At 69.0% G+C, this 14,264-nt stretch carries 11 protein-coding genes; 8 read left to right on the plus strand and 3 right to left on the minus strand.

The genetic code is table 11. The features are described 5' to 3' along the window. Positions 1 to 62: 62 nt before the first annotated feature. The gene (locus ACWFR3_RS32795) at positions 63 to 1,673 is read right to left on the minus strand and encodes an MFS transporter (RefSeq protein ID WP_453738310.1); all 1,611 of its coding nucleotides are present in this window, start codon (positions 1,671 to 1,673) and stop codon (positions 63 to 65) included. 150 nt (positions 1,674 to 1,823) lie between these two features. Then, positions 1,824 to 2,303, minus strand: coding sequence for a MarR family winged helix-turn-helix transcriptional regulator (locus ACWFR3_RS32800; protein WP_453738311.1), 480 nt, complete (start codon positions 2,301 to 2,303; stop codon positions 1,824 to 1,826). 187 nt (positions 2,304 to 2,490) lie between these two features. Between ACWFR3_RS32800 and ACWFR3_RS32805 the strand changes: the two genes are divergently transcribed. The 6 genes from ACWFR3_RS32805 to ACWFR3_RS32830 all read left to right on the plus strand — a co-directional run bounded on the left by ACWFR3_RS32805 (position 2,491) and on the right by ACWFR3_RS32830 (position 8,664). Beyond that, entirely contained in the window at positions 2,491 to 3,777 is a 1,287-nt protein-coding gene (locus ACWFR3_RS32805; protein WP_453738312.1) for a flavin-containing monooxygenase, read from the plus strand. Positions 3,778 to 3,787: 10 nt separating this feature from the next. Then, positions 3,788 to 4,312 (plus strand): RidA family protein, encoded by a 525-nt coding sequence (locus ACWFR3_RS32810; protein ID WP_453738313.1) that lies wholly within the window; start codon positions 3,788 to 3,790, stop codon positions 4,310 to 4,312. After that, complete coding sequence (locus ACWFR3_RS32815; RefSeq protein ID WP_453738314.1) at positions 4,309 to 4,983, plus strand: DUF1028 domain-containing protein; 675 nt, start codon at positions 4,309 to 4,311, stop codon at positions 4,981 to 4,983. The genes ACWFR3_RS32810 and ACWFR3_RS32815 overlap by 4 nt, the downstream gene beginning before the upstream one ends. Beyond that, the gene (locus ACWFR3_RS32820) at positions 4,983 to 6,173 is read left to right on the plus strand and encodes a M20 family metallopeptidase (RefSeq protein WP_453738315.1); all 1,191 of its coding nucleotides are present in this window, start codon (positions 4,983 to 4,985) and stop codon (positions 6,171 to 6,173) included. Before ACWFR3_RS32815 ends, ACWFR3_RS32820 begins: the two co-directional genes overlap by 1 nt. 66 nt (positions 6,174 to 6,239) lie before the next feature. Further along, complete coding sequence (locus ACWFR3_RS32825) at positions 6,240 to 7,637, plus strand: MFS transporter (RefSeq protein WP_453738316.1); 1,398 nt, start codon at positions 6,240 to 6,242, stop codon at positions 7,635 to 7,637. A 40-nt stretch (positions 7,638 to 7,677) separates the two neighbouring features. Beyond that, entirely contained in the window at positions 7,678 to 8,664 is a 987-nt protein-coding gene (locus ACWFR3_RS32830) for a LysR substrate-binding domain-containing protein (RefSeq protein WP_453738317.1), read from the plus strand. A gap of 494 nt (positions 8,665 to 9,158) precedes the next feature. On the opposite strand, the gene ACWFR3_RS32835 is transcribed toward ACWFR3_RS32830, so the two are convergent. Next, on the minus strand, positions 9,159 to 11,087 hold the full coding sequence (locus ACWFR3_RS32835; RefSeq protein ID WP_453738318.1) for a P-loop ATPase, Sll1717 family: 1,929 nt from the start codon (positions 11,085 to 11,087) through the stop codon (positions 9,159 to 9,161). A 127-nt stretch (positions 11,088 to 11,214) separates the two neighbouring features. Here ACWFR3_RS32835 and ACWFR3_RS32840 point away from each other — a divergent pair, with 127 nt between their 5' ends. Further along, positions 11,215 to 13,083, plus strand: a complete 1,869-nt coding sequence (locus ACWFR3_RS32840; protein ID WP_453738319.1) for a hypothetical protein — start codon at positions 11,215 to 11,217, stop codon at positions 13,081 to 13,083. Then, positions 13,080 to 14,258: a serine/threonine-protein kinase gene (locus ACWFR3_RS32845; protein ID WP_453738320.1), complete on the plus strand. Its 1,179-nt coding sequence runs from the start codon at positions 13,080 to 13,082 to the stop codon at positions 14,256 to 14,258. Before ACWFR3_RS32840 ends, ACWFR3_RS32845 begins: the two co-directional genes overlap by 4 nt. Positions 14,259 to 14,264 lie beyond the last annotated feature (6 nt).

The following is a 14,264-nucleotide window of genomic DNA, read 5'->3' on the forward strand; positions in this document are numbered from 1 at the left end:
GGCCGGAGTTGTTCCCCGGCCGGTCCGGCGCGTTCTGTACGCGCTTCCTAGTGCCGCGCTTCCTAGTGCCGCGTTTCCTGGTGCTGCGCGGCCGAGGTGCGCCGCAGACCGGCCGCCGCACCGGCGGCGCCGAGCAGACAGAGCACGCCGGTCACGGTCACGGCCGTATGCACGCCGTTCATGAACGCCTGACCGCTGCCCTCCACGACCGCTGCCTTCACCTGCGCGGACATGTCGGGCGACACGGGGGCCGCGCCCATCGCCACCGCGTCCTTCGCCTCCTGGAGCCCGGCCGCCACGGGCGCGGGGACGCCGGCGCCGGTCAGTTCACCGGTCAGCGTCGAGCCGACCCGGCTGCTGATGAGCGAGACGAGGACGGAGGTGCCCAGAGCGCCGCCGATCTGCAGCGAGGTGGCCTGCAGCCCGCCGGCCACGCCCGCGTCCCGCACGGGAGCCTGACCGACGATGGCGTCGGAGGACGCGGCAAGGACCATGCCGACGCCCAGGCCGAGCGCGACGAAGGGCGGCCACATCGTGGCGTACGACGAGCCGGTGTCCCAGGTGAGCATGCCGAACGCGGCGGCGGCTTGGAGCAGCATGCCCAGCGGCATAGTCAGACGCGGCCCGAAGCGTGCGGTGAGCGCCGCGCCCAGCGGGGACGCCACCAGGGAGGCCAGGCTCAGCGGCAGGGTCCGCACACCGGCCTCGACCGGCGAGAAGCCGCGCACGTTCTGCAGGTACAGCATCACGAAGAAGATCACGCCGAGCATGACGAAGAAGTTCAGCGCGGTGATGACCGTGCCGGTGGTCAGCGCCCGGCTGCGGAAGAGCCGCATCGGAAGCAGCGGATGCGCCACGCGGGTCTCGTACCGGCCGAAGACGCCGAGGAGCAGCAGACCGACAACGACGGACCCCAGGGTGCCCGCCGAGGCCCAGCCCCACGTCTCGCCCTTGACCACGCCGAAGACCACGCACAGCAGCGCGACGGCGAGGAGGGCGACTCCGAGTACGTCGAAACGCTGCGGCTCCTCGGCGCTCTTGCTCCTGCTCTGCGGCAGCACTGCGGCGCTGACCAGCAGGGCGAGCAGGCCGATGGGGGCGTTGATGTAGAAGACCGACTCCCAGGAGACGTTCTCCAGGAGCAGTCCGCCCACGATCGGCCCGAGTGCGGTCGACACCGCCGACACCATGGCCCAAATGCCCACCGCCATACCGAACTTGCGCGGAGGGAAGGCGGTGCGCAGCAGGCCCAGGGTGTTGGGCATCAGCAGACCGCCGAAGAAGCCCTGCACCGCCCGGAAGGCGACGACGCCCACGACCGAGCCCGAGAGGCCGATGGCGACCGAGGCGAGTGTGAACCCGATGACGCCGGCGATGTAGAAGGTGCGCCGCCCGAAGCGGTCGCCGAGCTTGCCGCCCAGGATGAGCGAGCCCGCGAGCGCGAGCAGGTAGGCGTTGGTGACCCACTGGAGGTCCGCGGTGGACGCCTTGAGGGCGCGGCCGATCTCCGGGTTGGCGATGGCGACGACGGAGGCGTCGAGCTGGACCATGAAGAGCCCGAAGGCGACGGCGATCAGCGTCAGCCAGGGGTTCGCGCGCCGGCCCGTGGGCACGGGCGCCTCCGGCGGGGAGTGTGCGGGCAGGGGAGAGGGATCCACGGTGGTGGACGGCATGAACGTGCCTTGTCTGTATGGGGAGTTACGGGAAGACCGCTTGGGAGCGGGCGGCGCCAGAGCAGCGCCGGGCCGCAGCCGGAGCGCAGGGAGAGCTGAGTGCGGTGGCCGGGGCGTGACCGGAAGCGTCCCCGTGGCGGGGAGGCGGGTCTATTCCGCCGGAGGCGCTACGCGCAGCTGCCGCGTCAGCGAGGCGAGCGCGCCGACGGCCGAGCCCAGGGCATCGCGCTCGCCTTGGGTGAGGAACTGCAGGGCGCGCGCGAGGTGTTCGCCTTCGAGGCGCCGGACCTCGGCCAGCTCCCGCCGGGCGCGGGAGGTCAGATGCAGATGCGCGATCCGCTTGTCGTCCGGGTCCTGCCGCCGTTCGAGCAGGCCCTGCTCGGTGAGCTGGGAGACCAGGGCGCTGACGTTGTTGGGCCGCATCAGCAGCGCGTCGGCGGCCTCACGGACAGTGGTGCCCTGCTCCTGCGCCACCAGGCGCAGCAGTGCGAGCTGGGCCTCCGGGGGCTTGGGGCGCGCGAAGTTCTGTCCGACGTGCCGGTCCAGGGCGCGGTTCAGCGCGGGCAGGCTCGCCGCGAGCTCGGAGGCCACACGGTCGAGGTCCTGAGCGGACGCGCTGGAATCGGGCATGCCGGGAGAGTACCTCTACGCCCATAGGTATGTCCAAAGACATTGTTTCGAAGGTCGCATCTGAAAATCCGATGGCCTGCAACGGAAACATCTGTTGGACAGGAATTCGCGGTGCGTTCAAGGATGTCCCGTACGGCAGCCAGTCAACGCGACACCGGGATGAACTGCCGTCTGAGCGGAGGATGAAGTGCCGAGCGAAGAAACCGAAGTAGTCGTCGTCGGAGCCGGCCAGGCGGGCGTGGCGGCCAGTGAGCACCTGGGGGCTCACGGCGTGCCGCACGTCGTCCTGGAACGGCACCGCATAGCCGAGCGCTGGCGCTCGGAGCGATGGGACTCCCTGGTGGCGAACGGGCCCGCGTGGCACGACCGTTTCCCCGGCCTGGAGTTCACCGACGTCGACCCCGACGGTTTCGCCTCGAAGGAGCAGGTCGCGGAGTACTTCGCCGCGTACGCCGAGAAGATCGGCGCCCCGGTCCGCTGCGGCGTCGAGGTGACCGACGTGCACCGGCACACCGGGCGGCCGGGTTTCCGGGTGGAGACCTCGCAGGGCTCGATCGACGCGCGCTTCGTCGTGGTGGCGACCGGGGCGTTCCAGCGACCGGTCTTCCCGCCCATCGTTCCGGACGGCACCGTCCCCGTACAGATCCACTCCAGCGGATACCGCAACCCGGAGCAGCTGCCCGAGGGCTCGGTCCTGGTGGTCGGGGCCGGCTCATCGGGCGTGCAGATAGCCGACGAGCTGCGCCGGTCCGGCCGCCGGGTCTTCCTCTCGGTCGGTCCGCACGACCGTCCTCCGCGCGAGTACCGCGGGCGCGACTTCTGCTGGTGGCTCGGCGTGCTCGGACTCTGGGACGCGGAGACGCCTCCCCAGGGCGCCGAGCACGTGACCATCGCGGTCAGCGGCGCGCGCGGCGGCCACACCGTGGACTTCCGCGCCCTGGCCGCCGACGGCATCGAACTGCTCGGGATGACCGCGTCCTGCGACGACGGCGTCCTGAGCTTCGCGCCCGACCTCGCCACGAACATCGCGCTCGGCGACGAGAAGTACCTGGGACTGCTGCGGGCGGCCGACGAGTACGTCGAGCGCAACGGCCTCGACCTCCCCGAGGAGCCGCAGGCCCACGTCCTCGGGCCGGATCCGCAGTGCGTGACCGACCCCCGGTCGGAGCTTGACCTGGCCGAGGCCGGCGTCACCTCGATCGTCTGGGCGACGGGCTTCGCGACCGACTACGGCTGGCTCGACGTCGACGCCTTCGACGAGAAGGGCCGCCCGCAACAGCGACGCGGAATCTCCTCCGAGCCCGGCGTCTACTTCCTGGGCCTGCCCTGGCTCTCCCGCCGCGGCTCCAGCTTCATCTGGGGTGTCTGGCACGACGCCCGCTACGTCGCCGACCACATCGCGACCCGGCGGGGCTACCTCGCGTACGGCAGCACCGACCGGCCCGGTACCGCCTCGGCCACCCCCACCACCTGAGGAGCAGACGATGGCTTCCACGAACACGAACACGAACACGAACCAGGGCTCTCGGGCCAAGGCTCCGATCGTCGTCGGCGGGCACACGAGGATCCGTCCGTTCAACACCCGCGACACCTATCCCGAGCAGAACCTCGACAACGACCTCTGCCAGGCCGTCGTCGCCGGCAACACGGTGTACGTGCGGGGTCAGATCGGCCAGGACCTCGACACCAGCGAGTCCGTGGGCATCGGCGACGTCGGGGCGCAGGCCGAGCAGGCCATGGCGAACATCAAGATGCTGCTCGAAGAGGCGGGCGGCCGCATCGAGCACCTGGTCAAACTGACCATCTATCTGGTCGACCCGCGCTACCGCGAGGCGGTGTACCGCACGGTGGGCCGCTGGACCAAGGGCGCCCACCCGATCTCCACCGGCATCGTGGTGTCCGCGTTGGCCCGGCCGGAGTGGCTGTGCGAGATCGACGCGATCGCCGTACTTCCTGGAGACGCCGCACTTCCTGAAGGCGCCGCACTTCCCGAGGGGGAGCAGGCATGACGTTCTCTCTGGTGGTCCGGGACGGCGAGCGGTTCGGTATCGCCGCCAGCTCGTCGAGCCCGGCGGTCGCCGCCCGCGTCGTCCATCTGCGGCCCGGCATCGGCGCGGCGACGTCACAGAACATCACCGACCCCATGCTCGGCACCGGCCTCCTCGACGGCCTCTCGGAGCACGGTGACGCCGAACGCGCACTGGCCGACGTCACCGGCGCGGCAGCGAACAAGGACACCATCGACTACCGGCAGTTGACCGTCCTCGGCGGGTCAGGACCGGGCTTCGCCTTCAGCGGCCCGCGCACCCTGGGCACCTTCGCCTCCGCCACCGCCGACGGCGCGGTCGCGGCCGGCAACATGCTGTCCGGCGAGCACATCCCCGGCGTACTCCTCGACGCGTACGCCGCCGCCACGGGGGAGTTGGAAGAACGACTGCTCGCCGCGATGAAGGCCGCCGTCGCGGCCGGCGGCGAGGAGGGTCCGGTGTACTCCGCCGGGATGGCGGTCGTCGCGGACGTCGGCTGGCGGGTCACCGACCTGCGGGTGGACTGGGCCGATGACCCCCTGGACCGGCTCGGTGACCTGCTCGGCGTCTGGCTGCCGCAGCGGGACGACTACGTGCGGCGCGGACTCGACCCCGCCACGTCTCCTTCGTACGGCGTCCCGGGAGACGAGTGATGGGGACGAAGCCTGTGATGGGGACGGTGAAGGAGGCGGCACGGCACGCGGTCGACCGGCACGCCGAGGAGCTGATCGCCCTCTCCGAGCGGCTGCACGCCGATCCGGAGACCGCCTGGCAGGAACACCGGGCCGCAGCCGCGGTACCGGAACTCCTCGACCGCGCCGGGTTCGACGTCACCTCGTCCTACCTCGGCCTGGACACCGCCTTCCACGCCCGGTTCGGCAGCGGGCCGGTGCGGATCGCGCTGTGCGCCGAGTACGACGCGCTGCCCGGCCTGGGACATGCGTGCGGCCACAACCTGATCGCGGCGAGTTCGGTCGGCGCCGCGCTCGGCCTCGCCGCCGTCGCCGACGATGCCGGACTCACCGTGGAGGTCTACGGCACCCCGGCAGAGGAGGGCGGCGGCGGCAAGATCGAGATGCTCGACCGGGGCGCCTTCACCGATGTCGATCTCGCGATGATGGTGCACCCGGCGCCGGTCGACGTCGCCGAGGCCCGCCCGTTCGCGGTCAGCCACTCCAAGGTCTCCTACACCGGGAAGTCCGCGCACGCCGCCGCCTACCCGGAGGCCGGGATCAACGCGGCCGACGCCTTCACCGTGGCCCAGGTCGCCATCGGGCTGCTGCGCCAGCAACTGCCGTCGTCGGCGCGCGTGCACGGCGTGGTGACGCACGCCGGGGACGCCCCGAACGCCATCCCGGAACGGTCGAGCGGACGCTGGTACGTCCGTGCCGAGACGCTCGCCGAACTGGCCGAGCTCGAACCGCGCGTCATGCGGGCCTTCGAGGCGGGCGCCCTCGCCACCGGCTGCGACCTGGAGATCGAACCGGAGAGCAAGCCCTACGCGGAGTTCCGCACGGACGAGACCGCTCTCGGGCAGTACCGGACCAACGCTCTCGCCCTGGGCAGGGAGTTCGCGCCACCCGGCCAGGCGTCCCGCATGAACCGCGCCTCCACCGACATGGGCAACGTGTCGCAGGTCGTCCCGGCGATCCACCCGTACATCGGCATCGGCTCCCTGCCCGCCACCAACCACCAGCACGAGTTCGCCGCGTACTGCGTGGGCGGGACCGCCGAGCGTGCCCTGCTCGACGGCGCGGTCGCGCTGGCCTGGACCGGCGTGGACCGGACCGGCGTGGACCGGACCGGCGTGGACCGGAGCACGGCCCCACCTCCCCGACCCTGACGAAAAGACACCGGCGGCACCCGCACAGCTCCAGCTTCGGAACCCCTTTTCCCCAAGGAGGCGCGTATGCCCACGCGTGACAGCAGTGCCACCACGACCGCGGCCGAGCCGGCCACCGATGTGGTCGCCCTGCGCAGGAGCGTCGCCGCGGGAGCCGTAGGCGTGTTCGTGCACTGGTTCGACTGGGCTGCCTACGCCTATCTCGCCGGCACCGTCGCGACCGTGTTCTTCCCCGCCGGTGACGCCACGACCGGACTGCTCGCCGTGTTCGGCGTCTTCGCCGTCTCGTTCGGCATCCGGCCCATCGGCGCCCTGGTCTTCGGGCCGCTCGGCGACCGGATCGGCCGCAAGCGCACCCTGTCACTGGTCATCTTCATGATGTCCGGCGCGACCCTGACCATCGGCCTGCTTCCCGGCTACGACTCGATAGGCATCGCGGCCCCCGTCCTCCTGGTGGTCCTTCGCCTGATCCAGGGCTTCGCCGCGGGCGGCGAGTTCGGCAGCGCGGCCAGCTTCCTCGCCGAGAGCGCACCACGGCGGCGGCGCGGATTCGGCGTGAGCTGGCTGGAGGTCGGCTCGCTGCTGGGCTTCCTCGCCGGTTCGTTCGTCTTCCTCCTCCTGTCCACCGCACTCGACGAGAGCCAACTCACCGCCTGGGGCTGGCGCATCCCCTTCCTGATCGCCGCTCCCCTCGGCGTCATCGGCTTCATCATCCGCAGCAAGATCGAGGACACCCCGGAGTACCGGGCGCTCGAAGCCAATGACACCGTGCCGACCAGCCCCGCCCGCGAACTGCTCCGCTCCCACAAGAAGGAACTGCTCCAGGCGGCGGGCCTGATGGCGGCCATGCACGTGCCCTTCTACGCCGTGCTGACCTACCTCGTCACCTACGAGACCGACCACCTGGGCCACTCGGACGGCAACGCGGCCCTGCTGTCCACCGCCATCTCGCTGATGGGCCTCGCGCTCGTGCCGCTGTTCGGCGCGCTCTCCGACCGGGTGGGACGCAAGCCGGTGTTCATCGGGGCGACGCTTGCCCTGCTCGTCCTGTCCACGCCGGCCTTCCTCCTGATGCGGACCGGGCTCGTGGGCACCTGGATCGCCGGCCTGCTGCTCGGCGTGATCCTGGCGGCGATCCTCGGTACCTACGCGGTGTGGTCGGCGGAGATCTTCCCCACCCGCACACGGCAGAGCGGTCTTTCCGTCGCGTACAACATCACCGCGGCGCTGTTCGCCGGGACCGTGCCCTACCTCATGACCGTGCTCATCTCCGCGACGGGCAGCACCCTGGTGCCGGGCCCGTACCTGATGGTCTTCGCCGTCGGCGGCCTGATCGCCGCCCTGACCCTGAAGGAGACCGTCGGTACGACGCTGTTGCGCCCCGAGGACGTCTCCCATGCGCCCCACGCGACCCACACGCCTGCCGAGCGGGTGGAGGCGTCGCCGCCGCATACCGCCGCATAGGGTCGGTGCGGACACCGTTCACCGGGCACGAAGGTCTCGCATGACGTCACCGCTGGGTTTCACCCTCGTTCAGCTGCGCTACTTCCTGGTGGCCGCCGAGCGTGGCTCCATGACCGAGGCGTCGGCCGAACTGCACATCGCCCAGTCGGCCGTGTCCGCCGCGGTCCACAGCCTGGAGCAGGACCTCCAGGTGCAGCTCTTCATCCGGCGGCGAGGCCGGGGCCTGACCCTGACCCCCGCCGGGGAGCGGCTCCAGCAGCAGGCGCGGGACCTGCTTGCGCGTGCCCGCGAAGTCCAGCGGGAGGCCAGGGGCGACGGAGAGACCCTCTCCGGCCCGGTGGCCATCGGCTGCTTCGTGACCCTGGCGCCGTACTATCTGCCGCCCCTGTTCAGCGAGTTCACCCGGCGTCACCCCGGCATAGAGATCGATGTGGTGGAGGCCGAGACGGACGAGCTCGTCCAGGCCCTGGCAGCGGGACGCATCGACTTCGCCCTCACCTACGGCCTCGGTCTGTCGTCCGAGCCGGAACTGCACAGCGAGACGATCGCCCGTGCTCCGGCCTACGTCATCGTCGCGGCCGACCACCCCCTTGCCGGACAGGGCAGCGTGGAGCTGGCCGAACTGTCCGCCGACCCCCTGGTCCTGCTCGACCTCCCGCACAGCCGCGACTACTTCCACGCCCTGGTGGCCGCCACGGGCACCGCACCCGACGTCCGCTACCGCACCCGCAGCTACGAGACCGTGCGCTCACTGGTGGCGCGCGGACTCGGCTATTCCGTACTCAACCAACGCCCGGCGACCAGCCAGACCTACGGCGGCGGCGAGGTCGCGCAGCTGCGGCTGCGGGACGGCGGCCCCCCGCTCGAAGTCAAGATCGTCTCCATGGGAGGCGTGGCCCAGACCGCCCGGGCCCGGGCGGTGATGAACCTGCTGCGGGAAATCGCGGCCCGGCCCGCCGAGATCTGCTGGGACGAGGCGAACGGGAGGATCTGGAAGAGCCCTCCCCGCACACGCGGCTCGCTGTAGGGTTAGAAGGCGGCCTTTGACCTGCAATAGCGCAGACAGGGGGTCTGTCGGTCGTGGGGCGGGACTGACTTACATGGTCGCGATTCTGACTGCTGGTAATAGGTGAACGATGTTGTTGGCAAGAGCTGCCGCGTCGGATTTGGCTGACTAACGATATGCCGCACGCAGGGCGCCTTCAGCGGCTCCGTAAATCGACCTTGACGAACCATTCATAAAGAGTCTGTGCTGGGGCTCGGCGCGCAGTGCCGGTGCGCGACCCGAACACTGACTCGCTGATTTTTGTTTCGCCTGTATCCTCAAGTAAGGCTGATCTGCAGGCCAGCGGTTCGGGTGCCTGACGATGTTCTTGACCGCCGCGGTTTAAACACCCCAGCAGCAGCACCTGTAACAGTCCCTCGCTTCGGTTTCGAACGCCGGTGTCAAACAACTTTGGCTTCGCAGGCTCTCGAGGTGCCGAACGAATCTCACAGAGGTACCGGCAGGTGCCTGCGCGATCACCCCGACGAGTCGGAGCCGCCGCCTCCAGCCAGCCCCCCCAGCACACGCTCGAGTGAGCGCGCCTCGTCGGCCAGACGCAGCGTAACTGGCTCTCGGCCATAGCCGTTAGCGGAGAGGCGGTCGGCGAGAATCTCCAGAATCGCAATCGTGGTGCGCACCCGTGTGTCGACGCTTTCATCGCCTCGCGCGGGCCGACGGGCTTGGGCGAGGCCTTCCGTCAGCTCACGTGTTGTTTCTTCCCGTATGTGTGCGGGCAGACCCGATCGCCCGAGATGGCGCAGCAGCCGCTGGGCGGCGAGTTCTACCTCGCCTAGGAGACGCACCTCCCGGTTGACGGTAAATCCTGCGTCCGTGACAGTGATACTGCGCAGAAAGCTTGTGTGCGCCTGGCGTGACGTATGCGTCGGCAGGGCGGGGGAGCCGCCTACACGATGCGGCGTGGCGATCTCCTCGCAGTGCAGTGCGGAGCGGAAGCAGGGATGGACGTGGAGTTCGTCCTCGTACGGTTGGACGGGCAAGGCCGTCGAGCCCGCGTACGCGACACCTTCACCGCGCCGTACACCAAGAAACCCGATGGCGAAGAGAGCCTCCACCACAGCCTGCGCGTTCAGATGGTCGGTGTAGGCGGAGTACGTCTCGTGGAGGTTCGCGTGGATCGCGGCGAACCGTTCTTCGAAGGTGTCGCGGCTGATCCGGTGCTCGCCATGCTCGAACAGCGCGAACACTTCTCGCAGGAAAGGGAACCCGACGTTGTATTCCCTTGCGAGGTCCTCCAGTTTCCACTGGGAGAAGCGCTTGGTCGCGGCCAATATGTCCGACCCGCGGACCGTGGAATGGCCCCGCTCCCAGGCGACGTCACGGCAGCGCGTGAGGAACTGGATGGCATCGCGCGGGCGGGGCAGTGAACGGTGGACGAGATAGTCCGCGGTCGGCTCGCCGCCGACTGCGCTAGGGAAGATGTCGCCCCACAGCTGAGAGTGAGTCAGGTCTCGCCCGAGGGAGAGCGAAGCGCGAGCGAGCGCCAGGTCCTGCAGGGCCCCCGGAGTCCAGGTGATGTGAATTTCGTCGCTGCGGAACTTGTCGCCGTCCGCGAAGTTGAGGGTGTCGTAAATGTCGGAGCGGATGAATAGCACACAGCGCACGCCCTTGCCGTAGGTTCTGGCGATGTGTTTGGCGGCCACAAGCAGCCCAGTCACCAAGGCATGGCTGTCCGGATCAGCCTGCCATACTAGCTCTAGCTGGTCGACAAGTACGAGCAGCGGCGGATGACCGGCGGCAGCGCAGTCCAAAGCGTCGAGAGCCTCCCGGACGCCGCTTTCCAGTGCGTCGAGTTGACGCATGGCACGAGCGCCCTCGGATCCGGACTCAGTCATGCCCTCGCCGGTTTGCATGCTGGCCTCGACCCCGAACATCTTCACCGACAGCGTTGCCGACTGCAGACGGCTCGCACCGCGCCGGAGCCGGTCCGGCAGACGTGCATTCGCCTCCTCCCCGTTGGTCCGGAGGAAGTCACGCAGGGCGCGCACCGGCGCGGGCCGGCGCAGGGACCGGCCGTGCCTGGCGGCGGAGTGGTCGACCACGTGGCGGGCAGCTTCTAGGGCGAACAAGTAGCGCCAGATGAGGGACTTGGCTGTGTCCGAAGTCAAGCCTTGCAGATCAAAGCGGCGGATCTCATCACCTGCCGCGTTGTCTGGCACGATCTCTGCCGTGGGGCCGGGGTACACCCCGCCGTGGGCGAGCTGTGCGCAGATGGCACTTTTACCCGAACCCTTGCGGCCAATGATCAGGGATTTGCGGCCATCGAGCGCCGCCTCGTAGGCGAGGGTGTGCTGGAACCCCCGCTTCAGCAGGCCGTCGGCGAAGTCGTGCTCCGCATCATCCCGCCCGAAGAACAAGTCGCGTACGGGACGCTGCAGTTGATTCACAATATCGATGCCTCCCCCTGCGGATGTCGCCGTCGCGCGCTCCGCGTGAACCAGTGCGGCCAGATTAGCTCTTCGAGGTACGGAGGACGGCGGCGTACGGATAATGAGACACAGATGCGAGTTCGAAATGGTGTCGGGCGAGGGCGCGGCATACGGGGCGCTGACCTGTTCGGGGGGCGATGTGAGCGACCAGGGGGACATGGATGCCGGCTTCGACAGCCTGGAAGCCTCCTTGCGGCAGGTGGACCGCGCTGTCGACACAGTGGGGGAACGGGTCGAGGTGGTGCATGACGAGGTCGTCGCGCTAAGCAGCCAGTTCAGGATCGTCGCCGCCGAGTTGAGTGGTGTCGCGCACACGGTCGACCAGGTCGAGGGCTCTGTGCGCCAACTAGCGCGGAGGTTCGACGAGTTCACCGAACAGTACGCCAAGGACCAGACGCGGACGCTGGCGGAGGCTGAGCTGACGCGGCTCACCATCGACTGGCACGCTCGTTTTGAGCAGCGTCGCAAGACCCGGGCCCTGGCGCACGGCCTCGTGCACGCGTTGACCAAGGACGCCTTAGAGCGGGACGTCGTGGACAAGGACTTGGTGGCCGCCTGCGCCCAGGAACGCATGATCATGGAGCCGGACTTCTGGCTTGGTCCGGCCATGGTGTCCCTCGCTGCTCGGCACCTGGACAAGGCGCCGCAGATGCGCCGGGCGCGGGCTCAGGCTTACTCCCTCGACCAAGCCCGCTCCAATCTCTTCTTCACCCTCACCTGTACGCGCCTGGGCGAATTGCACGAGGCTGCCCGATGGATAGATCGCTATCTGCAGTCGCTCGATCCTTACGCCCTCGACGAGGACTTCCATGTTGTCCTCGACGCTGTGGCCTGTAACGAGTTGGGTGCGCAGGCCCACGCCTACACTCGGCAGGCTATGGAGCGTTGGTTGGACCGTGTCGGCCTAGCCCAGGCGTCGACACTCACCAATAAAGTGGCGCACCATATGGGTGAGTTGGGGAAGAAGCTGCCCGAGAAGCGCTTCGATGAGCTGAGTCGGGTGTGTGCTGAAGGCTGGGACGAACTGCATCGCGGATGGGAATGGGCGACGATTCCCGAGGCGACGCTCGCCCATCTGCACCGTGCATTCCCAGGGGAGCACGACGAGGAACCGGCTGGGCACGCGGCCAGCGCCCTCGACGCCCTCATCGACCGGCATGATGCCGACGAGGCCGCCCTTGCGTCGCGCATCCGCTATCTGGAACTCGTCGTCGAGTACGGTGGCGACGAGAAGGCGGCGCGTGAGGAGCACGCGGTGCAACAGGCCGCCGCCAAGCCGGTGGATCTGCGCACCTTGTTGGTGAACGCTGTGTTCGTGCCGGAAGCGGTACGTCTGGGAGAGGAGGCGCGCCTGCTGGCGCTGCGCGCGGTGTGGCCGCAGGTACTGAGCGCGGCCCACGCTTACGTCGAACACTCCCGGTCGCTTCTGCCCCAGGAGATCGACGTCACGTGGGGTGAATGGCGACGCCCCCTGCCTGCCGACCCGAACGTGCCGGTGCCGAAGAAGGCACTGGTGAACGAGTTGCGTGGACTAATCGAGGAGAGTACGCGCAGGCAGGTCGAGTCGGTGCGGCTCAATCGAGGGCGACTGATTACAGCGGCGGCCGTGTCGCTGGCGAGTATGGTCACGATGTTCCTCGTGCCGCGGGGTACACCGCGTGTGACCATGATCCTCCTGGGGGTCGCCGCCGCCGCTTGGGTGGTCGCCGAGTGGCGGCGGGTGCCCGTACGCAAGCAGGAGCTGAGCCGCGAGGGCCGCGCCAACGTTCGCTCTGGCACCACCGCCCTAAGCCGGGCCCTGGGCCAGCACGCCGTGTTCTTCAAGGCCTGGCGCGAGAGCCTCGACGCTGCGCAGGGGCTGGAGGCCTGGGGCGAGCGGGCGTGGCGCGGCGAGGCGGGTGCGCTTGAGAAAGGTGCGTGCGAGGGCCCCGGCCGGGAGGGAACACACGAGTGAACGGACCACCCGGCGGCCGCCAATTCGTCGGCCCCAATGATCGCTTCGAGCTGGATCGACACCTGGGTAGTGGCGGATTCGGGCACGTGTGGCTGGCACGTGACAGTGTTCTAGCCCGCGAAGTCGCTTTGAAATTCCTAGCGTTGTCCAAACTGGTTGGACCGCGGCCGAATCCTGCACGCATTGCGAGCGTGCGAGGTGGGTTCGAACGCGAGAGCCTGATCGCCGCCAAGGTCGACAGCCCGTACGTCGCCAGGATCTACGACTGCTACATGAGCGGCGCCGACCCGTTCCTTGTCATGGAGTACGTCGATGGGCAGCCGCTGACTGACTGCGTGGGCCCCAAGCCGCTTCCACTGGCTCGGACTTGCCGCTGGAGCGGCCAGATAGCCCAGGGACTTGCCGCTGCCCACGACAAGGATGTCGTGCACCGTGACATCAAACCCGGCAACATACTTGTCCGAGAGGCCGAAAGTGACGTACGTATCGTCGACTTTGGCCTGTCACGTTTCGTCGACGCCACCGAAACACGCAGTCATGCTGGCACCCCCCTATACATGTCGCCGGAACGGTGCCGCGCCGAGCCGGGCGACGAGCGCAGCGACCTCTACTCGCTGGGCTGTGTGATGTACGAGATGGTCACCGGCTGGCCGCCATTCGGCGACGACCGCGCCGATCCGGTCGCCCTCGCCCTGGCACACCAGGACAAGACGCCCAACCCCCCACGTCTGCAGGCGGCTGGTGTGCCCGCGCGCCTCGACGAACTGATCTTGGCGCTGCTCGCCAAGGATCCGCGACAGCGCCCAGAGAACGCGCGCACGGTCGTGCACGCCATTGCGGAGGTAGAGCGCCACCTCGATAGGGCCACGGAGGAACGACGTGCCAGCACGGACTCACCCCCTAGGGTGTCCCGGCTCGACAGCGGTGTCGCCGGCAAGCTCGGCGCTGCCGACCTGCAGGTCCGGAGGCTGGCCCGGGAGCACGGCCGTGACCATCCCCTCGTCGTCACCGCCCGGATGGACCTGGCCGACCTCACAGGCCGAAGCGGCGACGTGCGCGGCGCCGCCGAACTGTACGACCGGCTCGGCCGGGACTGCAGCGACTGGTACGGGCCGAGTAGCATCCGGACGCTCGACGCCTTCGAGGGCATGGCGAGGTGGGTTGAAGGCGAGTGACGCCAC

This window comes from Streptomyces sp. NPDC055189, from assembly GCF_053606765.1.